The organism is Paenibacillus humicola, assembly GCF_028826105.1.
GTDB lineage: Bacteria > Bacillota > Bacilli > Paenibacillales > Paenibacillaceae > Paenibacillus_Z > Paenibacillus_Z humicola.
In genome coordinates this window covers 1,440,031-1,466,022 of the sequence record NZ_JAQGPL010000001.1, presented here as the reverse complement: position 1 = coordinate 1,466,022, position 25,992 = coordinate 1,440,031, and the positions used below count along the sequence as shown (strand labels likewise).

The window sequence follows — 25,992 nt, the reverse complement described above, 5'->3', positions numbered from 1 at the left end:
TTTGTTCGTTGCTCGGCTAGGTCCGGTAACGGTCATACGCCTTCTGATAAATCGCGATGTACCGGTCCAGCTTGAGCCCCCGGAATCCGGCAGCGTAAGCATCCCAATCCCGATCGATCGACTTGGCTCCGGTAATGAACTGCACCATGTTCGATTCAATGTAGTCATTGATCTGCACCCGGAGCCGGGCAGCCTCCGATGCATCGGCGGGATCGACGTAAAGATCGGCGGGAAGCACCTCCTTCGGCTCCTTGCCCATATAATTCTTCTCGGTTTCGAGATACAGACGGTGCTCGTAGCCCTCCTGAGAATAGAGATCTTCCGGCACCGCCCAAGATTCCCGCAAATCCCGGTCGCGGTAAAGGATGCCCATCTGGCTCCAGCTCTGGTTTTGCGTCCACTGGCCCCAATAACCGGGCAGCAGCTTGTATTTCGCCGGCCGGCCGTGCTCGTCGACTTCCCCCGGGCCGCCTCGTCGCCACCACAGATTTTCCGGCCCGAACTCATTGCGGATCGCCGCGTCCTCCGTATACAGGAAGTCCGCCAGACGGATGGCTGCAGCCGCTTCGGCCTCCGTCGCTTTGTCCGTGATGGCGAACTGGCCGTTTCCGACCCCTCTGAAATAGCCGGCCGCCTGATAACCGTGCGGGCCGATTAACGGCGGAATCGTGACGTAGTCCTTGTTCCGCTCGTCGTCCTCGCCGCTGAATGCCATCCGGATATGCCCCATCGTCGCGCTCCCCAGGACGTTCGCGTCCTTATTGTTCGCCAGCTGAATCAATCCGCTCAGCGTCTGAGTGAAGGCGGACGGGTCGATCAGCCCTTCGAGGTACAGCTTATGGATATAGGCAAGCCCCTCTCTCCATTCGGGCTGATTCGCCGCCAGACGGACCCGGCCGTTCTGAACGGCAAAATACGAGTCGTCCGTGTTATAAATGAACGCGCTCATCAGAAAGCCGGTAATTTTGCTGTGCCACGCATCGGTTGCCCCGGTCAGCGGAATTTCGTCGGCAGCCCCGTTTCCGTTCGGATCCATCGTCTTGAACGCCTTCAAAACCCGGTAAAATTGTTCGGTCGTCCGCGGAGGGTCCAGATGCAGCTTCTTCAGCCACGCCGCATTGATCCACAGCTTCTGGGCATACCAGCAGTGGAAGCATTCGTTCACCGACGGGAGGGAATAAATGTGGCCGTCCGGCGCCGTGATCGCGCGCCGAAGCTCGGGGTGCTGCTCGAACAGCCGCCCGATTTGACCGCCGTCGCGTTCGATCAGGTCCTCCAGCGGCCGGAGCTTGCCCTGCATCCCGTACCGGATTTGTTCGTCGGGGCTCAGATCGCCGCTCAGGAGCACCGCCGGATAATCGTCGCTCGCGAACATCATCTGCTTCCGTTCCTTCAGCGCGGAAAGGCTCGCAATGTCGAACTCGAATTTCAGGTTCAGCTTCCGTTCCACGTAGCCGGTAAACCAGTTCGATGCCACATCCTCCATTTCAACCGGCGGCGAAACGAAGACCGGCAGCACCGTTCGTTTGCCGGCAAGCAGCGAAACGTCCTGCGGAGCCGCCGGACCTAGCGCCGCCCATCCCCCTCCCGGCTGCGGCCGTAACGCCAGAAATCCCGCTGCCGTCAGCAGCGCAGCGGCCAGAACGACGCCTATGGTCCATAATTGTATTGGTTTCAAAAGGCTCACTCCTCAAAGTTTTGCGTCAGCAAAACTCGCTCCGAAAGCATATGCTTAAGTTTTGCGTCAGCAAAACTCGCTTCGAAAGCGGTCTATCCGGTCTCCCCGATCTCGTGGCGCTTGCGGAAATCGACGGGCGATTCGCCGGTCACCTTGCGAAACACCCGTCTGAACGTCGCCGCATTGACGTAGCCGACGCTTTCGCCGATCTGCTGAATCGACACGGGCTCCGCAAGCAGCCGCTCCTTTGCATGCCGGATCCGGACGCTCGCCAAAAAATCGAGAAAATTCTCGCCGGTCTCCTCTTTAAACAGCTGGCTCAAATATTTCGCTCCGACGGAAAACCGCTCGCTGAGAAAATCGAGCGACAGCCCGGGATTCGCGTATTCCCGCTCGATATACGCCCTGACGTCCTTCATCAGCCGGTGATACGGCCGGTCTTCCCGCAGCTCGGCCAAACGGCCCGCCTGATCCTCCAGAACGGACCGGAAGCCCGCCTGCAATTGCTCGAGCGTATCGAACTCCTCCGCCCTCCGCTTTAAAGCCGGCAGCGCATGCGCCGTCCAGCTCTCGTAGTCGCTTTTGGCCATTTGCGACAATTGAAGATCCAGATGGGCGATCAAATAATGGATCAGCCGGGCAATTTCGTTTTTGGAAAGCCGGCTGTCCCGGATGCCCGCGAATAAAGCTTCGAAGCTTTCGTGCCAGCCGCCGTCGCGAAGCCTGAACTGCTGGGCGAGCTTATGCACGCTTCTCAGATGGGTGCCCGATTCGCCGTGACCGATCGTCCGGGTCTCGCCAAAGGTGATGACCCGGTTGCCGCCCAGCGCCGCTTTGAACGTCAGCGCCTCCTGTGCTTCCTTATATGACGCCGCCGCCCCTTGCGGCGAATTCGCCGTCTCTCCGATGCCCACCGTGACCGTAAACGCAAGGTTGCGGTCCACCCAGGCCGCATATTGACAGCAGACCGCTTCAAGATCGGGGGCCGTCTCGCTCATGAAGGCGATGGCCGTCAATTGCAGCGGCGATGTCCATTCCAGCCAGACGGGAATGGACGCATGTTCCCGGATCATCTCGCTGGCGACGCTGGCCAGCACGAATTTGAACAGCTCCCGGTCGCGGGGCGAAAACCGGATAAACGCCGGACGGTCAATTTCAATGATCAGCGCCTTCACGCCGCTGTGGGCGGGAAAGATCCGCCGATCCGCGTCCGCCCCGGCTGCCGGATCGCTGCGGAGCAGCTCGCTGAAGAAGCTTTTCTCCCGGTACGCCGCGAAATGTTCGATCGCCGATTCGATAAACGCGAATTCGTCGGCCGCCACCCGGCCCAGCGCGGGCTTGTCATGAAACAGCTTGTCGTTCAGACGGAGAACGACATCCTCAAGCGGCTTATAATTTTTCCGGGTGATATACACGATGGACGCGACGCCGCCGAGAAACACAAGGATGCCCAAAATCGGCCAGACGCCCGATAAAACGGAGATGGCACCGACGATCCGGCCGTTCGGCACGCCGATTTCGATTCTCCAGCCGGTATAAGGCGACGTCTGGCTCGTGAGCACCTCCTTTTTGCCCGCAGCCGGGTCGCGGGTGAACAGCGGATGGCCGCTGCGGTCGTAGACATTAACGAACGCCGTTTTGTCGTCGTACATGGACAGGATCAAATCGCGCAGCGAATCGACGCTGATGTTGACGACGAACAGTCCTTTCGTATCCTGGCCGAGCGGGACGGAATGAACGATGCTGACGACTTCCTTTTTGTTCTGGTAAGCATATTCCCGGTACGCCCGGACGTCGCTCCAGGGGGAATTCGCGCCGCTCGTTTCCGCCCGGCGGATAAACGGATCATCCTCGAACTCTTCCATATGCTTGATCACATTGCCGTTAAAGACGGAACGGTCGCCGTAACGGACCAGATAGAACGAGTCAATGAGCGGAATTTCCTGCCGAAGCTCCGTCAATCGTTTGATGACCTGGTAGTTCAGAAAAACGTCGCGGCTGTCCGTCTCGTCGAAAAAATCGAGCAGCTGCCGGTTATTCAGAATTTCGTTCAAAATCAAGTGGTCGGCGGATTTGAGCGAGACGTCCAGCGACTGCAGCAGCTGCCCGGCAAAGACGCGGCTGGACTGGCGGGTATTCCGGTTGTTCTGCTCCACGAGCGTCTGAAAGAACATAAAAAACAGGAAGGAGAAAATGATGAAGAAGATCGGGATATACGACCATATCATCCTGCGGAGCCACGTTTTGTTCAAATGTATCATTCCTTTTCAGGAATTTGCTTCTTTTACATTGAAAACGCATTCAAGAAGAGATGGACGGGGAAATCGTTCGGTCGTTCTGACTTCTAATCTTATCCGTTCGGCAGGGGACCGGCATATGAACAGGACTCATTTTTATTTATACAGAATTAACAATGTCCGGCGGCCTGTCCGGGCCGGTCGGGGCGTGAAGCCTCCGTCGAAACGGCCGTATGCCTGTAGGCAAGGATGCTAAAGGGAACTTTGAAGTAACCGGGTAACAAAAAAGTGCATACTTCCCTATTTGGATTGCTGCGTGCATAATGAACGTTGTACTTAAAAAAATAAAGTAAAGGAAGATGCACGATGGCAAATGTATTGTTCGTTAAAGCAAACGACCGCCCGGCGGAGCAAGCGGTAAGCGTCCGCTTATACAACAGCTTCCTGGCGAGCTATAAAGAGGCGAATCCCGGGGACGTCATCACCGAGCTGGATCTGTTCAACGTCGAGCTGCCCTATTACGGCAACACCGCACTGACCGGCATGTATAAGCGGAGCCAAGGCTGGGAAGAGACCGCGGAAGAGAAGAAAGCCGCCGACCTTGTAACCAAATATTTGGACCAGTTTCTTGCGGCGGATAAAGTCGTGCTCGCATTCCCGCTGTGGAACTTCACCATTCCCGCCCCGCTGAGCACGTATATTTCGTACCTGACGCAAGCGGGCAAAACGTTCAAATACTCCTCCGAAGGCCCGCAAGGCCTGGCAGGAGACAAAAAAGTGATGCTGCTTACCGCGCGCGGCAGCGATTATACGCCGGATTACATGCAATCGATGGAAATGGCGCTGAACTATGTGAAAAACATAATCGGCTTCTGGGGCATCAAACAGCCGGAAACCATTGTCATCGAGGGCCATGCCCAGTATCAGGACCGCGCCGCGGAGCTGATCGAGAACGGCCTGAAGGCGGCGGCCGAAGCCGGATCGAAATTTTAAGCCTTGTTCATTCATGGCTGCAAATAGGTCCGTCTTTGCCTGCAAAACGGAAAACAGCCGCGGCGCCAAGCCGCGGCCGTTCGTGCTGCCATGAAGGCTGAAGCCGGCCTCCTGGCGAGCGTCAGCCCGATGCCTGCCTGTCTTCACTTTTTAACCGTATATGCTCCGCATGCGCGATTCCCCATTCGTGAATTTGGTTAATAATCGGCTTTAACGTTTGCCCGTATTCGGTCAGCGAATATTCCACCTTCGGCGGCACGACCGGGTAGACGGTCCGCTGCACAATATCCTGCTCTTCCAGTTCCCGCAGCTGCGCCGTCAGCATCTTCTTCGTAATGTCGGGGATGTAGCGCTGCAGCTCGCTGAATCGTTTGGTCCCGTCGAAAAGATAAAACAGAATCGGCATTTTCCATTTGCCGACGATCACTTCAAGCGCTCGATCGACCCCGCACGAACCGTAACTGTTTTGTTCCATTTGCATGAAACTCCTTTCAAGGTTTCCAAAAGGGTACTAGGCGATTTAAAAGTACCTACTTTCAAGAATAATACCACGGATTCATAATAGCAATAAATTAAAACCATTCCAGGGAGTGAGTGTCATGACCATCCTATCCGCCGTGCTTCAAAGCCTGCTGATTCTGGCGTTCCTCTTTGCGGGCAGCAGCAAGCTTGCGGGAGTCAAGCATCAGGTCGAATCGTTCGCGCATTTGGGATTGCCGCAATGGTTTCGCGTCGTCACCGGCCTCGTCCAATATATCGGCGTCGCCGCACTCGTCATCGGCTTTTGGCATCCGGGGATGGCCGCCTGGGCGGGGATCTGGCTCGGCATTACGATGCTGCTCGCATGCGCCGCCCACTTCAAAGCGGGCGATTCGGCCCTCAGAGCAGTACCGGCGTTCGTGCTTGCGGTCATCGCCGTCGTTCTCGTATGTCTGAACGCCGGCGATGTGGGGCATCCGTTTAGCTGAGACATTTTGAGCGCCGGTTCGTCAAGCCCGTCACTCGGCCGAATGCCCGAAACGCTGCAGAAACTGCGCAATCTCCGCCTTGTCCGGCATGGAAGCCTGCGCTCCCGGTTTTGTTACGGCCAGCGCGGCGGCGGCCGACGCTATACGCAGGCTCTGCCGGACGTCATGGCCTTCGGCGAGCGCCGCGGCATAGACGCCGATAAACGTATCGCCCGCCGCCGTCGTATCGACGGGATTTACCCGGAATGCGGGCGAATCGATCCGGACGCCGCCGCGTTCCTTGTACAGTGCGCCCTGCACGCCCAGCGTCACAAGGGCGGCCCGTGCGCCCTGCCCGATCCACCAATCCGCCGCCTGTTCCGCCTCCTCCAAATTCGATACCGGAAATCCGGTAATCCATTCGGCTTCCGTCTCGTTGGCAATCACCGTATCGATATACGGATAGTATTCCGGCTCGAGCTTCATGGCGGGAGCGGTATTGTAGAAAACTTTCGCCCCTGCGGCATGCCCCCGGCGAATCGCGGCTGCGTTCGTTTCCCGGGGGATTTCGTTTTGCAGCAGCACGTATTTCGCCCCGGGAATGCCGGAGAGCGCCTGCTCGACATCCGCCGGCGTCAGCAAATCGTTCGCGCCGCCCGTCAGCACGATTATATTTTCGCCGCCGGCATCGACCGTGATCGAAGCCATCCCGGATACGGCTTCCTTTTGCAGGACGCTTCCGGTTTCGACGCCTCTCTGCGCCAAGGACGCCAGAAGCGGCTCGCGGAACGCGTCGTTTCCGACCGTGCCGATCATCGCGACCGCACCGCCGGCCATGGCGGCGGCCGCGGCCTGGTTGGCGCCTTTGCCGCCGGGGCTGAACCCGGTGCCGAGCCCCTTCACCGTCTCGCCCGGCGCGGGATGACGGCCGACGCGCGTAACGATATCCATATTCAGACTGCCGATGACGACGATTTCAGCCGCGCAACTGCCTTTTTTTCGCTCAAGTGCCATAGGTGAACCTCCATGTTCAGTTTGCCCGGATCGTCAAGGCTGCAGCAGCACTTTGATGACGGATGGGTCCCGCGCCTCGATCATGCCGAGCGCCTCGCCGTACCGCTCCAGCGGCAGCCGGTGCGTAATCAGCTCCGTGACATGCCGGGGGTTCGTCTCCATCCAGCGGACGACCGTATCCCAGACGCCCGGACTGCTGAGCGAGCCCTGCAGCCGCATATCGAGCTCGATGATTTTGTTGGCTTCGATGCGCGGCAGCTGCTCCCCGTACGTGCCGAGCAGGCACACATTGCAGCCCGGCGCCGCCACCGCAAACAGCCGCTCCAGCGCCTCGCCGCTTCCCGAAGCTTCCACGATCGCCGTAAACAGCTCGCCGCCGGTCACCTCTTTCGCTTTCGCGACATAATCGTCCCGGCTGAGGTCGATCACGTCATCGGCGCCCAGCTTGAGCCCGAGGGCCAGACGGTTTTGCTGAAAACCGACCAGCACCACCTTGCGCACGCCCATATGCTTCGCCGCCGCTGCCGTAAGCAGGCCGATAGTGCCCGGTCCGATCACGGCGAGCGTATCGCCGGGCTTGATTCCCATCCGCTGCAGGCCGCGGAATGCGACCGCCGACGGCTCGATCAGACACGCCTGATCGTACGAGATGGAGGCGCCGAATTTATGCAGGGCGTAAGCGGGAAAAGCCATCCATTCGCACGCCGCGCCGTCCTTGCCGAAAATGCCGTTCTCCGCCAGGTTCAGGCAGAGGTTGTAGGCGCCGCTCCGGCAGCGGGAGCATGTGCCGCAGTTCATCGTCGTCTCGCCCACGACGCGGTCGCCGACCGCATAACCGCTGACGCCTTCGCCAACCTCGACGATTTCGCCCGACCATTCGTGTCCCGGCGTGATCGGGAAGGTCGCTTTTTTAATATGCCCCCGGTACATTTCCACGTCCGTTCCGCAAATCCCGATCCGGTGAATTTTGACGATTACCTGGCCGGGCCGGCATACGGGACGTTCGACTTTCTTGTAGGAAAGCTTGCCTGGCGCTTCGAATACGATCGCGTTCATTTGGCCGCTGCTGGACATGCTGGGCATCGCTCCTTTTTTTCGCTAAATTGGCTTCCGTTATTCCTATATTAGGCCCGCAACCAGGATCGGGCAAGTTCCGATGGTCGCGAATGCGAGCGGCTGGGTATCCATACAAACGGAAACATGACAAAGCCGCCCCCCTTCCGTAACGGAAGAAGGACGGCTGCAGCGGTTCGTTATTTCTCCCAAGCCTCGATCAGCATTTGAGCGTGGCCGGCAAGACTCTGCCGGGCATCCGCGGCCGCATACCGCTGGTTTGCGGGCTTGTTCAGCTCGTCCACATATTTCTCCATAAACTGGACGGCCTTCTTCTTCGAGCCTTTCTCCCATTGATGCTGCGCCTGGCTTAAGGCGTTCGCGAGCTGCGCGGCAAGCGGGCCTTTAAGCGCGCCGGAAGTCTCGAATCCTTGCATTAGGTTCTCCAGCACGGCCGCATCCATCGTTACGGCGACATGCGCGGTTACCGTGCCGTATGCGGAGACGCCTTTTACCGTGAAGGAACCAAGCTTCGCATACGCATCCGGCGGTACGGCGTCCCAGGTGACCGGCGTTTGCTGTATCGCGCCGCTGGTCGTATCCAAAGCGTCAACCGCAGCGGGCAGCGCAGGCGCTTCGTAAAGCCGGGTCGATACGTACTCGCTGCTCTTCTGGATGTGATCGCTGAACGCCGCATGGAATACCCGCGTCGAATCGTTTGCCTGATAATACGAGGTCTTGCCGATTCTCGTGAACATGGACTGCGAGATCGCCGGCTCCCATACGAGCACGGTCGAGCATGCATGATTAATCGTGTCGTTGCAGGCGCGAAGGACGTCCTTCATAAAATCCGCCTGTCCCTGAACGGTGTACGGATATTCGGAATTCGCCGGAGCGGTTCCGGACGCCGGGAAGGCGGTTTCCGCCACCGTAAGCTCGTAGCCCGGGAATTCCGACGCAAAAGCGTGCAAATAATCGTTTAGATCCGCGATCGTGCCGTGCCACTCCGGGTAATACGAGATGGCCATAATATCGAAGTTATTGTGATAATCCCGCTGAAGCCGCGTCGTCAGCTGACGCCAAAATTCCAGCGTTTTGTCCAATCGGCCCGCATCGACGATGACGTGGATCTGCGTTTTGGAATTCGGCGAAGCGGCTTTGGCGGCGCGCAGCCCCGCATCGACCAGCGCCGTGTACCGGTCCCATGCGGCATTATATGCCGCCTGCTTCGCCGGATCGTCCGAGCCCCAGTCCTCCCAGAGCAGCTCGCCGCCCGGCTGCGAATAAAAGGACGGATCGTTTTTCGCATAGGCCGGTTCATTGCCTGTCGGAATCTTTTCGTTGCCCCAAAGCATGCCGTTGATCGTCTCGTTGCCGACCTGTACGTAAGACGGAACGACGCCGGCTTTTACATCGCTATCCGTTACCTTGTACGTAAAATCGTAAACCGCCTGGACGAGAGCTTTGAAGTCGAGATCCTTCCACGCTTTCGGCTTGATCTGCTTTCCGGGGTCGGCCCAGCTGTCGGAATAATGGAAGTCCAAGCCGACCTTCATGCCGAGGCTGTTCGCATAAACCGACTTGTTCAGCGTATCCTGCGGATTCATGCTGCCGTCCGTAAAGTCGACCGGACTACCGGTATTCTCGTTGCGCGGATCGTTCCAGATCCGGAAGCGGACGGAGGACATGCCCGTTTCATGCATCGTGCCGATCATATGCCCGTCGGAGGAAGGCGCATTCGTATCGTTCCGCGTCGTATAAATCCGGTTCGGATAAGAGGTATCGTACGACATGTCGGCGCCGACCGTCAGCCCGTCCTTCAGCATGACATTATCCGCACGTATTTCCGATACGCCGGCGACCGCCCCGCTTGATACGCCGAGCAGCGTCGCCTTCAAGTAGCGGAGATCCGGAACGCCGTTCTTGATCAGAACGTCTTCGCCGCCGAGCACGGCGTTCTTGGCATGGTCCGACAGCGTTACCCAGCTGCTTCCATCCGCAGATCCCTCGAGCTTATAGTTGTATTTGCCGTCCGGGGACGGAAACGCGATCTCCACCTTGCGCATCCCCGGATAAGTGCCTCCAAGATCGAGCTTGATCCAGCTTTTGCCCGAAACGGAACCGGCGTCCCAATACGTGCTTTCATTCTGATCGACCGCCAAAGAGGCGCGTCCGGTGCCGGCCTCGGCTGTCACCCAGCTCTTCGAAGCCAAATTCGTCTCGGCCGGCGTAATCGTCGCGCTGCCGTTATAAGCCGAGACGGGCAGGGCATAGAGAGGGCCAGTCAGCGCAGCGGCAGCCGCGAGCAGTCTGCTTGTCCGCTTCAGCAATGTCCATTTTCCCATGTGCAATCTACCTCCCGATTGGATGTGGCATATTCCATGTTGAAACGCATTCTGTCAGACTCCGCCGCCCCCCCTTTCGTATGAAGCGCTTTCATATGAGAATACGATTACTATAAACGTTTCGGGCGGCGCGATGTATAACAATGTTCCTTTGAAAATAGCAATATTTGAAACTTGCTGGCCCCGCTCACGTTTCGCCGGACGCGCCGCTGTTTCGAACGTGCAGCAGGCGATATTTCTTCGGCGTCAGCCCTTCTCTTTTCCGAAACGCGGATATGAAATAACTGACGTCGTTGAAGCCGGTGCGGATCGCCAGCTGCTTCAGCGGCATGTCGGGATTTTGAATCAGCATTTCCTTCGCTTTCCAAATGCGCAGCCGGATCAGAAAGGAATACGGGCTGATCCCGAACGTTTCCTGAAACAGCCGGTTCAGGTACTGCTCGGAAACATGCAGCCGGCCGGCCATATCCTTCAGCGTAATATCTTCGGCGTAGACCGTCTCCAGCCATTCCACGAGCCGCCGCACTTTGTCGTAAAAATGCGACAGCGACGGCTGATTGTGCGTCTTGCCGTATTTTCTCAGGTTGATGAGAAACTGATATAAATACGCGGACAGATCGAGCTTCGAAAACTCGGAATCCGTGTCGATCTTGATCAGCATTTCTTCAATGACGGAGGCAAACGGCAAATCGCTCAGATCGGTGTACAGAGACGAAACGTTCAGCCTCAGCGAATCGAGAATCGAGACGGCGGACGCTCCCCCGAACGTGACGTAGACGGTGGACCATTTCGGTCCGGACGTAAAATACGAGTGCGGCGTATACGGCTTGAGAAAAATCCCTCTGCCCTTCGATAATAGATACTCCTGTCCGTTAAACGAAAACCGCCCTTCCCCCTCGAGCGTCTGCAGCCAGTGATAATACGGATAACCGCCGGTCCGGACAAAATCCTGCTCCTGCGGATTATAGCCGATGCTCTCCACGAAGAGCGGCAGCGACTCCTCCACCGTGATATATTCGTACCGCATTTTTTGATCGAAATCCCGCATCTTTTGATTCCCCTGTTTCAGCCGGAATGGTTACTTCAGATCATTTCTGCGCCGCCCGGAATCTTCCTTCCGTCCGCCGAATTTACAATCTTCGCACAATTTTGCATGCAAACCATCAAACCGATTGCGCCCATGCTTCGTTTTCTTAACCAAACCGACTACAACAAGGAAGGGTGTGTAAATCATGTTTTTACACTTTCTGAGGGAAAATCGTTACGCCTCCTGCCTGCTTGCCGTTCTCCGGATTTATCTCGGCATCGAATGGTTCATCTCGGGATGGGGGAAATTGACGGGCAGCTTCGACGCCAGCGGCTTCCTGAAAAGCGCGGTGACCAAAGCGGCCGGAGAAAATCCGTCCGTTCAATCCTGGTGGGCGGGGTTTCTGCACGGCTTCGCCATTCCTCAGGCCGGGCTGTTCAACGTCCTCATTCCATGGGGCGAAACGCTGGTCGGTCTGGGCCTTATATTGGGCGTTTTCTCGACGACGGCCGCGTTAATGGGCGCCGTCCTGAACATGTCGTATATGCTTTCCGGATCCAGCGGGGCAAACCCGCAAATGGTGCTGATCGAATTTTTTCTTCTCGTCGCCGGCTCGAATGCGGCCCGCATCGGTTTCGACCACTGGCTCCTCCCCTGGCTCACCCAGCTGCTTCCGCTGCGCAGTTCAAAAAAAATATCGACATAAAAAAGCCGGGGGAACATCCCCGGTTTTTTTCATGCTCGTCATTGAAAAATCCGACGGAGTAAATATCTTCATGAAGGGGTATCCTATTCCAATCCGAATTCCGGCTTGAAAGAAGAGGATTACGTCATGGGTATCGGCAGCAGCATTGCAGAAAACGAGCAACAATTAAAAACGATCTTCCGGCATTGCGAGGATATCGTTTTTCGTGAAATAACGATACACGGCCAAACCCGGCTGCTGCTCGTTTACGCGGACGGGATGATCGATTCGAACCTCGTCTCTTCGAATATCGTGCGGCCGCTGCTCTTTAAGGGGCTGCCCCTCGGTCTCGGGACGATCGACAGCATCGCCCAAATGCTTTCGCTGGAGCTTGTTCCCGTTTTGAACATCGTCAGGCTGACCGATTTTCAGCAAATCGCCGAGCGAATTTTGAAGGGCAGCGCCGCGCTGTTTGCCGATGGAGAGAACGCCGCCCTCCTGGCCGACGTCACGAAATTCGAGACTCGGGGCGTCGAAGAATCGGTGAACGAAGCGGCGCTCCGGGGATCCAGGGAAAGCTTTACGGAAAATTTACAGACGAACACGACGCTGCTGCGCAGGATTTTAGCCACGCCGGAGCTGAAAATGGAATCGCTGCAGCTCGGCACGCTGACGAAAACCGATGTCGTGATCGCCTATATCGAAGGAAAGGTGTCGGCATCCCTGCTGGATGAAGTGCGAACGCGGGTTAAACGCATCCGAATGGAGGGCATACTGGATTCCGGGTACATTGAAGAATCGATTGAAGACATGAACTTCTCCCCGTTCCCGCAAATGCTGAGCACCGAGCGGCCCGACGTGACGGCCGCCGGTTTAATGGAGGGGAAAGTGGCGATCTTGGCAGGCGGCACGCCGTTTGTCCTGATCGTTCCGATGACGTTCTGGGACGGACTGCAGGCGCCGGACGATTATTACGAACGATTTTTGTATGTCACGCTGAACCGGTGGGTCCGGTATATATTCGCCGTCTTCTCGCTTCTGTTCTCTTCCATCTATATTGCGCTGACCGCCTTTCATCCGGAGATGGTTCCTCCGGTGCTGATGCTCAGCATTACCGCGCTGCGGGAGCGGGCGCCGTTTCCGACCGTGATCGAGGTGTTCCTGATGGAGATTGTTTTCGAAGGCCTGCGGGAAGCGGGCATCCGGCTGCCCAGGCAGATCGGCCCGCTCGTCAGCATTGTCGGGGCGCTGGTCATCGGGGAGGCCGCGGTCCGCGCCGGCATCATATCCGCTCCCATCGTCATCGTCGTTTCGGCCGCAGGCATTGCGTCGTTCGTCATTCCGCGGTACCGGTTCGGATTCCCGCTCCGGATGATTCGGTTTCCGATGATGATCCTTGCCGGAAGCTTCGGCTTGTTCGGCGTTGCGATGGGACTCATTACGGTTCTCATTCACCTGATTCACCTTAGTCCGTTCGGCATGCCTTATCTGTCCCCGATCGCGCCCCAGAGGACCGGCAAGCTGAAAAAAGTGCTTGTGCGTTGGCCGCACAAGGCAGCCTCCAAGCGTAACGCCGGACGAAAGGCGGGACCCGCATGAAGCGGACGATCATGCTGATCGCCCTGCTGCTGCTGGCAGCCGGAACGGCCGGCTGCTGGAACCTTCGCGAGCCGAACGAGCTCGCCTTCATTCTCGGCGCGGGGATCGATTTGACAAAGGACGGCCGATTCGAGATCAGCTCCCAAATCGCGATTCCCGCGGGTATCCAAGGCGGCTCGGACGGGGGAGGCGGCTCGGACAAAAAAAGCTTCTATGTCGCAAGCGCGACCGGTAAAAACATTATGGATGCCGGTCAGAACATGCAGATCAAGCTGTCGCGCACGCTGTTTTACGCGCACCGGCAGACCATCCTCATCGGGCAGCGCATGGCAGAGCGCGGGATCAGCAACTATCTCGACATGTTCGTCCGAAATCCGAAATCGGAAATGCGCTCCTTGATTCTGGTCGTCAAAGGCGGTCAAGCGAAAGATGCCCTTGAAATCGAACCGATATTCGATCCTTATATCAGCATGACATTTAGCCGCGTACAGCAATCGGTCGGCTACAAGCCTTACTATTACCGGCAGTTTCTGGCGGATGCCTTAAGCGAAGGGAACGATCCGCTTGTGCCGGCGGTTGCGTTGATGCCTTCGCGCCGGTATGTCAATTCCGGCTCCGCCATCTTGAAGAAGAATGACAATTTGAAGCTGAAGGGTTTCCTGAACGAGATGGAAACGTTTCAGGCCTATTGGATGAAGGGGAGACAAAAGAGCTTCATCTTCACTTCGTTCGTTCCGCAAGGAAAAGGAGAAGTGAGCCTGAAGATGGAGTCGTTAACCCGGCAAATCCGGATCCGTCCGGGCAAGCCGATGCGGGTCGCCGTCCGTCTCCGCGGGTCGGGCACGGTTGTCGAAAACAATTCGTCCCTGAATCCGTCCAAGGCCCCCGATCTGAAGCTCATCGACCGGCATTTCGGCCAAGCGGTTGAGACCTCGGTCCGGGAGCTGATCGATAAGGCGCAGAAGCGGTACAAGACGGATTTTCTCGGCTTCGGCGAGTATGTTCACCGGCAGCATCCGCTTCAATGGAAAACGATGAAACGTAATTGGGACCGCACGTTTCCCGAGCTGCAGGTGTCGGTACAAGTCGAACTGAACGTGAAGGATCCGGGTCAAACCAATTCGAATTTGACGAATACGCCGTAAGGCAGACGGTTTAGGAGTGGAGCTTGTGAAGCTGACGGGATTCCAAATTTTTTGGATCATAACGACGGTCGAAGTGGTCATGGCGGTTTGGCTGCGCATTTCGCCGGCAATCCAGCAATCGGGGCAGGACGCCTGGCTTTCCATGCTTGCCGGCGGGCTGGCCGGCGCCGCCATTACTTTTCTTGTCGTTCGCTTAAGCGTCCTGCACCCCGGCGAGACTTTGGCCGCCTTCAGCCAAAAGCTGCTCGGCAAATGGGGAGGAAGAATCATCCTGCTCCCTTATTTCACGGCCTGGTACATCCTTGCCGGGGACGTGCTGCGCTCCTTTGCCGATTTCATCCACTTGATTCTGCTGGACAAGACGCCCGTCTGGGTCATTATGCTTCTGATGACGGGGGCGATGATTTACTTGACGTATAATTGCGGGATCAAAGGAATCGCCCGATTTTGCGAAATTGCCGGCCCGGTTACGTTATTGACGCTGCTCTTAAGCTTCGCTTTAAATATGGGCATCATGGACTGGAAGCACATTCTGCCCGTCTATTGGGATTCCGGCTGGCAGCGGATTATGTCCGGGGCCTATGCGCCCGCTTCCTTCTTCGGAGAGTCGTTCCTGCTGCTCAGTCTCATTGCGCATATGAAAAATCCGAGTCAGGCGCTTTCGAGGTCCATGCTCGGCATAGCCGTTACCGTCATCACGGTTGCGGCCGCTACGGTCATGGTGCTGACGGTGTTCGGACCGCACGTGGCGGCGAAGCTTCGATTCCCCTATTTCATGCTCGTCCGGTCGATTAATATTTTGAATTTCATCCAGAATGTCGATATCTTCGTCATTTTCATTTGGGTATTCGGCGTATTTGCCAAAATTTGCTTTTATTTGTTTCTTACAAGCTCCGAAATGGCGCTTTGCATCCGCGTGAAGGATTGGCGGAAAATCATCTGGTTCAGCACGCCGGTCATTTTCCTGATTGCGCTTCTTATCCCGAAAGAATTGACCATCGAAAAGCTCCAGGCGCTGTGGAGATGGATCGTCATTCCCGTCTGCGGCATCGCCATTCCGCTGCTGCTGTGGATCGTGACGGCCGCGAAAAAGAAGGCGGCGCGGGCCTGACCCGCATCCCGCCTTCAGCCCCGCTCCACCCGTTCCGGGTGCGTATACACGTTAAGCGAATCGTTCCGGACGAATCCGACGGCCGTTATGCCCAGGTCGTCCGCAAGCTGAAGCGCAAGCTCCGTCGGAGCGGATTTGGACACGACGACCCCGCACCCGATTTTCGCCGCCTTCAGCAAAATTTCCGACGATATCCGGCCGCTGAACACGATGATTTTGTCGGACAGCGGGACTTGATGCCGGAGGCAGTGACCGTAAATTTTATCCAGCGCATTATGCCGCCCGATATCCATGCGCGACAGCAGAATCCCGTTCCGGTCGCACAGCGCCGCATTGTGGACGCCCCCAGTGTTGCGGAACGTCTCCGCCGAGCCGTGTAGCTCGGCCATGAGCCTGAAGCAGTCCTGCGCGGATAACGTGACCTGGATATCGGTTAAGGGCTTCGTCGCGGCGTCGTTCATAAAATAGAAGCCCTGCCTGCTTTTTCCGCAGCACGATCCGATGTACCGCTTCGAATGAAAATCCCGGTAATACGCATTCATGGCGCGGGTTGAGATATGGATAAACCCTTCCTCTTCGTCGAGCCCGATCTGCTCGATATCGGCGAACGTACGGATCACCCCTTCGGAAGCCAGAAATCCCGCCGCCAGATCCTCCATATGCTCCGGGGTGCACACCAGGGTAGCAAATTCCTCTCCATTAATCGTGATCGTGACGGGATATTCCGTGACGACCGTATCCTGAACGTCCTCCATTCGGTCCCGGTCATAACGGACGACCCGGCGGGTCACCTCGATCGGCAGCGTCATAAGCCCCTACCTCCTTCGCGTCTTCGCGAGCCCTGTAACGAATCCGGCAACGATCACATTGTCGGCAAACCTCGCGCGTTTGTCAATCCGCCCGATGCCGGTCGGCGCTTTTTTCGGATGGTTTGCGCCCGGCAGGCATGACAGCGGCCTTGAAATTAACCGCTTTCAGCGTTATGATAATTTTAATTGACGCTCCACCGCAAATACGCGTATTCGAACCGGACGCCGTATTTCGGTGGAGCTTTTTGATGGATGAATCCCAAACCGAGAGGAGATTGTCCTGTGGCCGAACCCGTCATCCGTCTTACGATCGATCGCAAGGAAGTCGAAATCCGCAAAGGCTCCACCATTCTGGACGCCATTCATCAGCTTTCGATCCCTCATCCCGAAATGTGCTACGTGCCCGAGGTCGATCCGATCCGGACCTGCGATACGTGCATCGTCGAAGCGGGCGGCGAACTGGTGCGCGCCTGTTCGACGGCCGCCGAGGACGGCATGCGGATCGAACTGGCTTCCCCGCGAGCGCAAGCGGCCCGAACCGAAGCGATGGACCGCCTGCTGGAAAATCATCTGCTCTACTGTACGGTATGCGACAACAACAACGGCGATTGCAAGCTGCACAATACCGCCGAGCTGATGGAAATCGAGCATCAGCAGCGCCCTTACCTGCCGAAGACGGACGCCTCCGGGGTGGACATGTCCCACCCGTTCTACCGTTACGATCCAAACCAGTGCCTCGCCTGCGGCCAATGCGTCGAGGTGTGCCAAAATCTGCAGGTGAACGAAACGCTTTCCATCGACTGGGAAGCGGAACGCCCGCGTGTCATCTGGGACGACGGCGCGGCCATTAACGAATCCTCCTGCGTAAGCTGCGGCCAATGCGTCACCGTATGCCCGTGCAACGCCTTGATGGAGAAATCGATGCTGGGCGAGGCGGGCTTTATGAGCGGCATCCGGAAGGATCTGCTGGACCCGATGATCGATCTGATCAAGGAAGTGGAGCCCGGCTACAGCGGCATTTTCGCCGTTTCCGAGATGGAAGCCGCGATGCGGGAGACGCGCACGAACAAAACGAAGACGGTTTGCACGTTTTGCGGGGTCGGCTGCACCTTCGAGGTATGGACCAAGGACCGCAAGATTTTAAAGGTCCAGCCGACCTCGGACGGGCCCGTCAACGGGATCTCCACCTGCGTCAAAGGCAAATTCGGCTGGGATTTCGTGAACAGCGAGCAGCGGCTGACGAAGCCGCTCATCCGCCGCGGCGACCACTTTGAAGAGGCGACGTGGGAGGAGGCGTTCGAGCTCATGGCCAGCCGTCTCGGCGATATCCGGGAAACCTTCGGCGGCGATGCGATCGGCTTCATTTCTTCGTCCAAATGCACCAATGAAGAGAATTACTTGATGCAGAAGCTGGCTCGTCAGGTGTTCGGAACAAACAACGTCGACAACTGCTCGCGCTACTGCCAGTCTCCCGCATCCTGGGGGCTCCGGGAAACGGGCGGCATCGGCGCCGACACCGGCACGATCCGGGATATCGCATCGGCCGGGCTCGTCATTCTGGTCGGCTGCGCGCCGGCCGAAGGGCACCCCGTGCTTGCCTCGCGCATTAAGCGGTCGCACAAGCTGCACGGGCAGAAGCTCATTGCGGTCGATCTGCGCCGTCACGAGATGGCGGACCGCGCCGATCTGTTCATCCGTCCGAAGCAGGGAACGGATTATGTCTGGCTGTCCGCCGTTGCGAAGTACATCATCGATCAAGGATGGCACGACGCCTCGTTTATCCGCGAGCATGTCCATTTCTTTCCGGAATACGTGAAGCTGCTGGAGCCATACACGCTCGAATTTGCGGAGCGGGAAACGGGCATCCCGAAGGAGACGCTGATCCGGGTCGCCGCCATGATTCGCGAAGCCGACGGGACGGCGATCTGCTGGGGCATGGGCGTGACGCAGAACGTTGCGGGGTCCCACACCTCCGCCGCCATCGCCAACCTGCTGCTGGTAACGGGCAACTTCATGCGCCCGGGCGCCGGCGCGTATCCGCTGCGCGGACACAACAACGTGCAGGGGGCGGCGGACATGGGGACGATGCCGGATATTTTCCCGGGGTACCAGCCGGTAACCGATCCCGAGGTGCGGGCCAAATTCGAGCGGGCATACGGCGTATCCATTCCCGGCGAGCGCGGTCTCAACAACATTGAAATGCTGGCGGCCGTCGGCAGAGGCGAGCTCAAAGCGATGTACATTTGCGGCGAAGAGATGGCCTGGGTCGACGCCGACGCGAACCATACGCAGGAGATGCTGGAGCGGCTCGATTTTCTCGTCGTGCAGGATATTTTCCTAAGCAAAACCGCGCAGTTCGCGGATATCATCCTGCCCGCGTCACCGTCGCTCGAGAAGGAAGGGACGTTTACCAATACGGAGCGGCGCGTGCAGCGCTTGTACCGGGTGATGGAGCCGCTGGGAGACAGCAAGCCCGACTGGTGGATTTTCACGCAGTTTGCGCGGCGCATGGGCTTCGACTGGAGCTACGGCCATCCGGGCGACATTTTCGGCGAGATGGCGTCGCTGACGCCGTTTTTCTCGACTTGCAGCTATGACGTCCTGGAAGGCTGGAACAGCTTCCATTGGGGCTCGCCGGACGGCACCGACACGCCGCTGCTGCACCGGAACGGCTTCCATTTCCCGGACGGGAAAGCCCGGCTGGCGCTGCTTGAGTATGTCCCGCCCGCGCAGTTCCCGGACGAGTTCGATTTGACGCTGGACAACGGCCGTCTGCTGGAGCAGTTTCACGAGGGAAATTTGACCGCGAAATCCGGCGGGATTCAAGTGAAGCTGCCGGACGTGTTTGTCGAGGTTTCTCCTCAGCTCGCCGCGGAACGCGGGGTCAAGGACGGCTCGCTCGTCCGGCTCGAATCGCCGTACGGCGCCATCAAGCTGCGCGCCGTCGTCACCGACCGCATGCGGGGCAAAGACATCTATGTGCCGATGCACTCGGTCAGCCATGAATCCGCCGTCAACCTGCTTACCGGCGGCGCGGTCGACGTGAAGACGCACACGCCGGCCTTCAAGCAAATGAAGGTCCGCATGCAGGTGCTGCGGGCGGAAGGAAGCAGCCCGCTGCCGCCCGCCAGCCCGCGCAACAAGAAACGCCATCCGCAAAACGGCGTGGAAGCGCACCGCAAATGGAGCCGTCCCGATTATAAACCGCTTGTCGACCGGGAAGAAGGAGGAGAGCGCCTTGGCCAAGCCGATTACGTCCGTTAAAACGCCTGTTCCGACCGAGGAGGAGCAGCGTAAGCAGGCGCTGGAGCAGCTTTCCGCCGACGTCGCGGAAAGCGGCGAGCCGCTTCATGCGGCGCTTGCCCTCTTGCGCGAGCTGAACGACGGCGGCGTGCTCGAAGCCGCGCTGGCGATGCTCCGGGCCAAGGAGAAGATCGCGGAGATCGCGCTTGGCCAGGCGTCCCGCAAGCCGGTCACCAATACGATCAATCATGTGATGGGAGCGGCCGGCGCGATGTCCGAGCTGGATCCCGAGCTGACGAAGAAGCTGCTCGGCAGCATCGTATCGGGCATGGAGCATGCCGAGGAGCAGCTGCAGGCGGAGCGCAGGATCGGCCTCTGGGATTTGATGAAGGCGCTCAGCGACCCCGACATTAACCGGGCGGTCGGCTTCGGCCTTCATTTTTTGAAAGGGATGGGCCAAAGCCTGGGCAAATGACCGGCTGACTGCCCGAAAACCAAATGCGGCAGCTCCGGGGAGAGTTCACCCTGAAGCTGCCGCATTTTTTGCCGTGCCGTACCCTTATTCGGAAGCCAGGTACCGCTCGCAATCGATCGCCGCCGCGCATCCGGAGCCGGTCGCCGTCAGCAGATGGCCGTAGCGGCTGTCCTGCGCTTCGCCGCAGGCGAATACCCCGGCAATCTCCGTCTCCGACGTGCCGGGCTTCACGAGCAAATAGCCCCGGCTGTCCGTCGGCAGCTGCCCGCCGAGGAACTGGGTGTTCGGCGCTTTGCCGATGGCGACGAAAATGCCGTCCGCCGGAACCGTTTCCTCCTCGCCGGTCTCGTTGTTGCTCACCTTCAAGCCGGCGATGCCGCGTTCGACCGGCAGCACCTCAAGCGGCGTCCGGTTAAGCAGCAGGCTGACCTTCGGATGATGCAGCACCTTTTCCTGGAACGTCTGCGACGCGCGCAGCACGCCGCGCCGGTGCACGATCGTCACTTCGGACGCATAGCGGGTCAAATATTCGGCTTCTTCCATCGCGGAATCGCCGCCGCCGACCACGATCACTTTTTTGCCCCGGAAGAAAAATCCGTTGCACGGCGCGCAGGTGCTGATCCGTAGTCCGCGCTCCTGCTCCTCTCCCGGAATGCCGAGATATTTGGCCGTCGAACCCGTCGCGATAATGAGCGATTCCGTCCGAAGGATATCCCCGCCCTGCACAACGGTATAGGGACGCTTGGACAAGTCCACGGAAGTGACCGTTCCGAGCCGAAAACGCGCGCCGAGCAGCTCGGCCTGCCTAAACATATTGTCGAGCAGCGCCGGGCCTTCGATCCCCTGCGGAACGCCGGGAAAATATTCGACGTCGATCGTCGTCATGACATGACTGCTCGGATTCGGCCCTTTGATGACGAGCGGCTCCAGGCCGGCTCTGGCCAAATAAATGGAGGCGGTCAGTCCCGCGACGCCTCCGCCGATAATGATGCATTTATGGACCATGCGATTTGCCTCCCTGTCGCGCTTGCGTTCATTCTCTCCATTTTGACATTTCGACTCGAAGCATGTCAACATTGCATAAAGCCGCCCGGCTGACTTAAGCTTTCGTGCTTGCGGAGCTTGACCGCTGGATACGCTATTCCCCATGAGGCTGTCCCGTTGGATATTTGGAAGCTGGACCAATCGGACAACCCGCCCAGTGACGTGCTCACGCGGAAAAAGAGGATTTCCATGATCTCAGACTAAATAAAATAAGACTCGAAATCACCTGCGATTGGACGGGACTTCATGAAAACAAATGCCGCACGCATACTGGATCAAGCAAACATCAAATATCGCATCTTGACCTATCATCTCCCGCAGGAGCAATTTTCGGCGGAACGCGCGGCGGCTCTGATGCAGGTACCGCCGGACATCGTGTTTAAGACGCTCGTCTTGAAGGGGGACCGGACCGGGCCGTTTGCGGCCTGCATTCCTTCCCCCGCGGAACTGGATTTGAAAGCGATCGCCCGGATCAGCGGGAATAAAACGGCCGATCTGCTGCCGCTCAAAGACGTTCTGCCGGTAACCGGCTATATGCGGGGCAGCGTTTCTCCGATCGGGATGAAAAAGAAACTCCAGGCCTATTTCCACGATTCGCTGCTGTCGCATGACGAAATCGGGATTAGCGGCGGCAAGGCCGGCGTGGAAATTTTGTTGAAGCCGGAGGACCTCATAAGCGTCACGCAGGCCGTCGTTCATCCGATCATCAAGCGATAGACACCAAAAAAGGGGATTTTCCCGAAGCCGATTAACCGGCTTGGGAGAAGCCCCCGTCACTCCGTCCGATGTATACGCAAACCCGGTAAATCAAGCTGCCGGCATAAAGCTCAAGCCTTCAAAGTTCAAGCCTTCAAAGCCCGAGCTTCTTCTCCAGTGCAAGTAAATAGTCCAGGCTGGCGGCCAAGCTGTCCAGCGGACTGCCCGGGCAGTAATCCTGTTCGACCGCGAACCATTCCACACCGCTCTCCATGCCCCAACGGATAATCGGGACGAAATCGATCGTGCCGGAGCCGATTTCGGCGAAATACTGCCGTTCGTCGGCGGTCATGTCCTTCAGATGCAGGATCGGCATCCGGTTCGCATAATTTCGGATGAACGTGAGCGGATCTTGTCCGGCCTTTTTCACCCAGTACGTATCGATTTCCGCGTATATCGACGGATCGTCCAGCACATATTCAAGGGCGAATTTGCCCTCGACGGCCGTATGGAATTCAAAATCGTGATTATGATACCCGACCCTGAAACCCGCTCCTTCCACCTTTGCGGCAACGTCGAGCAGATCGCGCTTTACGCTCGCGTAGCCTTCCGGATTTTGCAGGCCGTCCGGCAGCGAGTGGCAGATAAAATCCTTCGTTTCGAAAAGCCGGGCTTCCTCGAGCACGCGATCCAGATCGTGCTTCATCCGTTCCAGCCCGACGTGCATACCGGCGGTCTTCATGCCGGTTTCTTTCAGAATGGCCGCGATATCGCGCGCCGGATTGCCGTGCAGCCCGTCGATTTGGACGGCCGCCCAGCCCATCCGGGCCAGCTCGCGCAGCACGGCCTCGAAATCCTTCTTCGCTTCATTGCGTAGGGTATACAGCTGCGCTGCCAGTTGATGCCGGAGCATTATACGACCGCCTCCTTTTTTAAATCCAGCCATTCCGCTTCCGCCTCGGAAAGCGAAAGATTCATCGCTTCAATCGAAGACCCGAGCTCTTCAGGACTGCGCGGCCCGATGATCGCGCACGTCGGAAACGGCTGATTCAGCACGTACGCGAGCGCAATTTGGATCGGCGAAACCCGCTTCCTCTCCGCCAGCACCACGGCGCGCCGATACCGCTCCCAGTTACCGTCGCTGTAATAGACGCGCGCCATTTCCTCGTCTGACCGGTCGCCCGGCGCAAACTGCCCGGAGAAAAATCCCCCCGCCTGGGAGGACCAGGACAGCAGCGGCAGCCCGCTCTCCGCGTGCCAGGCGCACATGGCCTCGTCCGCGGAAACGCAGCCCGGCCAGCGCGGCTCGTTAGGCTTTGCGAGACTCAAATTCGGGCTGTTGAAGGCAAAGCCCGCGAGGCCGCGGGCCGCCGCGTATTCGTTTGCCTCGCGGATACGCGCGAGCGACCAGTTCGAGGCGCCGAAAGCCCGAATCCGATTCGCCTCCAAATGCGCGTTCAGCTCTTCAAGAATCGGCCCGACCTCGACGGCCGGATCGTCGCGGTGCAGCGCGTATAAATCGACGTAATCGGTCCCGAGCCGCTCCAGGCTCTCCGTCAAGTCTTGGCGGATCGCCTGCGGATTGACCCGCGGTCCGGGGCTGCCGTCGTCATGATGCGCGCCCTTGGTCATAATGACGACTTTCTCCCGCAGCTTATGCTCCGCGATCCACTCGCCGAGCAGCCGCTCCCTGCCCCGGTACTGATGCGCGGTATCGAAGGCGTTCCCGCCGGCGTTTATAAAAGCCTCCAGCATAAGCCGCTGCGGCTCTTCCATTTTCCGCAAATCGCCGGTCCCCATGATGAGCCGGGAAATCGGTTTATCCACGCCTTGAAGCTGCAGGTACTGCATCGTTATTTCCCCCTTTCCCAGGCGGATCGCGCCGCTTCCCCGGGGACTTCCGTCCCGCCCCGGTGCCGGTGAAGAAAAGCATGCAGCTGCCGGAGATCCGGCGCTGCCGTGCTGCCGCCGTACGCGCCGACGGATAATGCGCCGCAGGCATTGCCGTATTCGAGACACGCCTCGGGATCCCGCCCCTCGATGAACCCGTACAAGTAACCGGCATTGAAGGCGTCCCCCGCGCCCGTCGTATCGACGGCTTCGACCTTGTGTCCCGGCCGCCGGACGATGAGGCCGTCTTTCATGGCGGCGGCGCCGTCCGCCCCGAGCTTGACGACGATATGCCGGCCGTATTGCGCCATATGGCGCAGGGCGTCGTCGACGTCGCTGCAGCCGGTATAATGAAGCGCTTCCGTCTCGTTCATCAGAAAGACGTCGATATGCCGCATCAGCTCGAAAATACCGCCGTACCATTCGCCGGAATCGTCCCATCCCACATCGCAGGAGAGGGTCGCGCCTTTTCGCTTCAGCGCTTTGATCATCCTCAGGTACGGCTCGTGATTTTCCCTTCCCCGATAGCCCGTCACGTGAACGTGCCGTCCCCGGGCGATTTCATCCGGACTGAGACGGTCAAGGTCCAGCTCCAAATTCGAGCCGGCATACGAAATAAAGGACCGGTCCGTATCGGGATTAAACGCGATCGAGATCCCGGTCGGATGAACGCCGCTTGCCTGAATCAGACTGGTATCGATACCATATGCAGCAAATTGTTCCCGGATAAAGCGTCCCAGGCTGTCGCTGCCGAGCACGCCCTTAAAGGCGACGGCAAGTCCGAGCCTGGCGAGGGACAGCGCGAATAAAGCCGCTCCCCCGCCTACGTGCATCGTCATCCGATCGACAAAGACTTCCTCGCCGGGCTGCGGAAACCGGCCGTATCCGGCGACGACCAGATCGATATTGGCGTCGCCGACGACAACCGCGTCAAATTTGTTCACGTCTCTCTCCCTCTTCCACTCCGCATGTTGGGCTAAGTTCGTCCGATGTATTTGCAGCTGTCGCGCTCGACCAATTTGTGCCGCAGAATGATATCCTGCCCTGGCGCATCCTCCCGGCCGTCAATGAGCGCGATCAGCGCCTTGACCGTCGTCTCGCCCATTTCCCGAATCGGCTGCTCCATCGAGGACAGACGCGGCCGTACCTGATCGGCCAGCCAGCTTCCGTCGAAACCGATCATCGATATATCGTCCGGAACTTTAAGTCCCAGGTCGTGTACGCAGTTCATCGCCCCTACCGCCATATCGTCGCTGGCGGCAAATACAGCTGTGGGGCGGGATTCGGCGGCCATCAATTCCTTCATGAGATCGTAGCCGCTTTGCGTTTTGTAATCGCCGAAGCGGATCCGTTCGCCGTCGAACCTTATGCCGCTGTCTTCAAGCGCGTTGCTGTAGCCGACAAAACGGTTCTGTCCGGACGTCACGTCCCGCATGTCGCCGCCGATGAACGCGATGCGCTCGTGTCCGAGCCCGACAAGGTAACGGGTCGCTTCGTAGGCCGCCGCGTAGTCGTCGATAATGACTGAAACAAACTTTTGATTCGCCGGCTTGACGCTGGAGAAAATTAAGGGAATGTCCAGTTTGTGGATCATCTCCCGGATTTCGTCGTTCATCTTCTCGTGCATGATGATGATGCCGTCGACGCGCATTTCCTGAAAAACGTTCAAATATTTCAGCTCTTTGTCCGTATCCTCGACGATATTGCAGACGAGCAGATTGTAGCCGCTCAGGCTCGCCGTTTTCTCGATGCTGCTCAGAATCGTGGAATAGAAGCTCGAGGTCACGTCCGGAACGATCACCCCGATCAGATTCGTTTTTCGCCGCACCAGACTTCTGGCGATGCGGCTGGGCGTATACCCCAGCTCCTCGATCGCCCGGTTGACCCGGTCTTTCAAATCGTCCTTCACGTATTTCTCGCCGTTCAACACCCGCGAGACCGTGGTCACGGATACGCCGGCTTTCGCCGCGACGTCCTTGATTTTCGGCGCCATGTGTGCTC

Annotated in this window: 21 protein-coding genes and 1 pseudogene; 9 read left to right on the top strand and 13 right to left on the bottom strand. The window is 58.2% G+C overall.

The window, feature by feature from the left end; genetic code table 11:
- Positions 1-16: 16 nt before the first annotated feature.
- Both PD282_RS06875 and PD282_RS06870 read right to left on the bottom strand, forming a co-directional pair.
- Complete coding sequence (locus PD282_RS06875) at positions 17-1,678, bottom strand: type 2 periplasmic-binding domain-containing protein (protein WP_274649608.1); 1,662 nt, start codon at positions 1,676-1,678, stop codon at positions 17-19.
- Positions 1,679-1,770: 92 nt separating this feature from the next.
- A complete protein-coding gene (locus PD282_RS06870) occupies positions 1,771-3,930 on the bottom strand; it encodes a helix-turn-helix domain-containing protein (RefSeq protein ID WP_274649607.1) in 2,160 nt (719 codons plus the stop codon).
- Between the two features lie 348 nt (positions 3,931-4,278).
- Here PD282_RS06870 and PD282_RS06865 point away from each other — a divergent pair.
- Positions 4,279-4,908 (top strand): annotated as a pseudogene (locus PD282_RS06865) (FMN-dependent NADH-azoreductase); the annotation flags it as partial.
- 121 nt (positions 4,909-5,029) lie between these two features.
- Here PD282_RS06865 and PD282_RS06860 read toward each other — a convergent pair.
- Complete coding sequence (locus tag PD282_RS06860; RefSeq protein WP_274649605.1) at positions 5,030-5,383, bottom strand: winged helix-turn-helix transcriptional regulator; 354 nt, start codon at positions 5,381-5,383, stop codon at positions 5,030-5,032.
- Positions 5,384-5,507: 124 nt separating this feature from the next.
- On the opposite strand from PD282_RS06860, the gene PD282_RS06855 reads away from it, so the two are divergent.
- Positions 5,508-5,876, top strand: a complete 369-nt coding sequence (locus PD282_RS06855; RefSeq protein WP_274649604.1) for a DoxX family protein — start codon at positions 5,508-5,510, stop codon at positions 5,874-5,876.
- A 30-nt stretch (positions 5,877-5,906) separates the two neighbouring features.
- On the opposite strand, the gene rbsK is transcribed toward PD282_RS06855, so the two are convergent.
- From rbsK to PD282_RS06835, 4 genes are all read right to left on the bottom strand, one after another.
- Positions 5,907-6,869 (bottom strand): ribokinase, encoded by a 963-nt coding sequence (rbsK, locus tag PD282_RS06850; RefSeq protein WP_274649603.1) that lies wholly within the window; start codon positions 6,867-6,869, stop codon positions 5,907-5,909.
- Positions 6,870-6,902: 33 nt separating this feature from the next.
- A complete protein-coding gene (locus tag PD282_RS06845) occupies positions 6,903-7,943 on the bottom strand; it encodes a zinc-dependent alcohol dehydrogenase (RefSeq protein ID WP_274649602.1) in 1,041 nt (346 codons plus the stop codon).
- A gap of 179 nt (positions 7,944-8,122) precedes the next feature.
- Positions 8,123-10,267 carry a glycosyl hydrolase 53 family protein gene (locus PD282_RS06840; RefSeq protein WP_274649601.1) on the bottom strand — a complete coding sequence of 715 codons (2,145 nt, stop codon included), beginning with the start codon at positions 10,265-10,267 and terminating at the stop codon, positions 8,123-8,125.
- A gap of 187 nt (positions 10,268-10,454) precedes the next feature.
- The gene (locus tag PD282_RS06835) at positions 10,455-11,315 is read right to left on the bottom strand and encodes an AraC family transcriptional regulator (protein ID WP_274649600.1); all 861 of its coding nucleotides are present in this window, start codon (positions 11,313-11,315) and stop codon (positions 10,455-10,457) included.
- 184 nt (positions 11,316-11,499) lie between these two features.
- On the opposite strand from PD282_RS06835, the gene PD282_RS06830 reads away from it, so the two are divergent.
- The 4 genes from PD282_RS06830 to PD282_RS06815 all read left to right on the top strand — a co-directional run bounded on the left by PD282_RS06830 (position 11,500) and on the right by PD282_RS06815 (position 15,834).
- Positions 11,500-12,000, top strand: coding sequence for a DoxX family protein (locus PD282_RS06830; RefSeq protein WP_274649599.1), 501 nt, complete (start codon positions 11,500-11,502; stop codon positions 11,998-12,000).
- 126 nt (positions 12,001-12,126) lie between these two features.
- Positions 12,127-13,578 (top strand): spore germination protein, encoded by a 1,452-nt coding sequence (locus PD282_RS06825; RefSeq protein WP_274649598.1) that lies wholly within the window; start codon positions 12,127-12,129, stop codon positions 13,576-13,578.
- Positions 13,575-14,723: a Ger(x)C family spore germination protein gene (locus PD282_RS06820; RefSeq protein ID WP_274649597.1), complete on the top strand. Its 1,149-nt coding sequence runs from the start codon at positions 13,575-13,577 to the stop codon at positions 14,721-14,723. The genes PD282_RS06825 and PD282_RS06820 overlap by 4 nt, the downstream gene beginning before the upstream one ends.
- A gap of 25 nt (positions 14,724-14,748) precedes the next feature.
- Positions 14,749-15,834, top strand: a complete 1,086-nt coding sequence (locus tag PD282_RS06815) for a GerAB/ArcD/ProY family transporter (protein WP_274649596.1) — start codon at positions 14,749-14,751, stop codon at positions 15,832-15,834.
- Between the two features lie 14 nt (positions 15,835-15,848).
- Here the strand turns inward: PD282_RS06815 and fdhD are convergent, their stop codons facing one another.
- Positions 15,849-16,643, bottom strand: a complete 795-nt coding sequence (gene fdhD, locus PD282_RS06810) for a formate dehydrogenase accessory sulfurtransferase FdhD (protein WP_274649595.1) — start codon at positions 16,641-16,643, stop codon at positions 15,849-15,851.
- Between the two features lie 282 nt (positions 16,644-16,925).
- Between fdhD and fdhF the strand changes: the two genes are divergently transcribed.
- A complete protein-coding gene (fdhF, locus tag PD282_RS06805; RefSeq protein ID WP_274649594.1) occupies positions 16,926-19,907 on the top strand; it encodes a formate dehydrogenase subunit alpha in 2,982 nt (993 codons plus the stop codon).
- Positions 19,882-20,361, top strand: a complete 480-nt coding sequence (locus tag PD282_RS06800; RefSeq protein WP_274649593.1) for a helical membrane plugin domain-containing protein — start codon at positions 19,882-19,884, stop codon at positions 20,359-20,361. The genes fdhF and PD282_RS06800 overlap by 26 nt, the downstream gene beginning before the upstream one ends.
- Positions 20,362-20,445: 84 nt before the next feature.
- Here PD282_RS06800 and PD282_RS06795 read toward each other — a convergent pair whose 3' ends face one another.
- Positions 20,446-21,366: an NAD(P)/FAD-dependent oxidoreductase gene (locus PD282_RS06795; RefSeq protein WP_274649592.1), complete on the bottom strand. Its 921-nt coding sequence runs from the start codon at positions 21,364-21,366 to the stop codon at positions 20,446-20,448.
- Positions 21,367-21,651: 285 nt separating this feature from the next.
- Here PD282_RS06795 and ybaK point away from each other — a divergent pair, with 285 nt between their 5' ends.
- Positions 21,652-22,122, top strand: a complete 471-nt coding sequence (gene ybaK / locus PD282_RS06790) for a Cys-tRNA(Pro) deacylase (protein ID WP_274649591.1) — start codon at positions 21,652-21,654, stop codon at positions 22,120-22,122.
- Between the two features lie 133 nt (positions 22,123-22,255).
- Here ybaK and PD282_RS06785 read toward each other — a convergent pair whose 3' ends face one another.
- From PD282_RS06785 to PD282_RS06770, 4 genes are read right to left on the bottom strand one after another with little or no spacing between them, the layout of a single operon-like run.
- A complete protein-coding gene (locus tag PD282_RS06785; RefSeq protein WP_274649590.1) occupies positions 22,256-23,014 on the bottom strand; it encodes a sugar phosphate isomerase/epimerase family protein in 759 nt (252 codons plus the stop codon).
- Positions 23,014-23,952 carry an aldo/keto reductase gene (locus tag PD282_RS06780; RefSeq protein ID WP_274649589.1) on the bottom strand — a complete coding sequence of 313 codons (939 nt, stop codon included), beginning with the start codon at positions 23,950-23,952 and terminating at the stop codon, positions 23,014-23,016. Before PD282_RS06780 ends, PD282_RS06785 begins: the two co-directional genes overlap by 1 nt.
- Positions 23,953-23,954: 2 nt before the next feature.
- The gene (locus PD282_RS06775) at positions 23,955-24,935 is read right to left on the bottom strand and encodes a carbohydrate kinase family protein (protein ID WP_274649588.1); all 981 of its coding nucleotides are present in this window, start codon (positions 24,933-24,935) and stop codon (positions 23,955-23,957) included.
- A 32-nt stretch (positions 24,936-24,967) separates the two neighbouring features.
- Positions 24,968-25,984, bottom strand: a complete 1,017-nt coding sequence (locus PD282_RS06770) for a LacI family DNA-binding transcriptional regulator (protein WP_274649587.1) — start codon at positions 25,982-25,984, stop codon at positions 24,968-24,970.
- Positions 25,985-25,992: the final 8 nt, after the last annotated feature.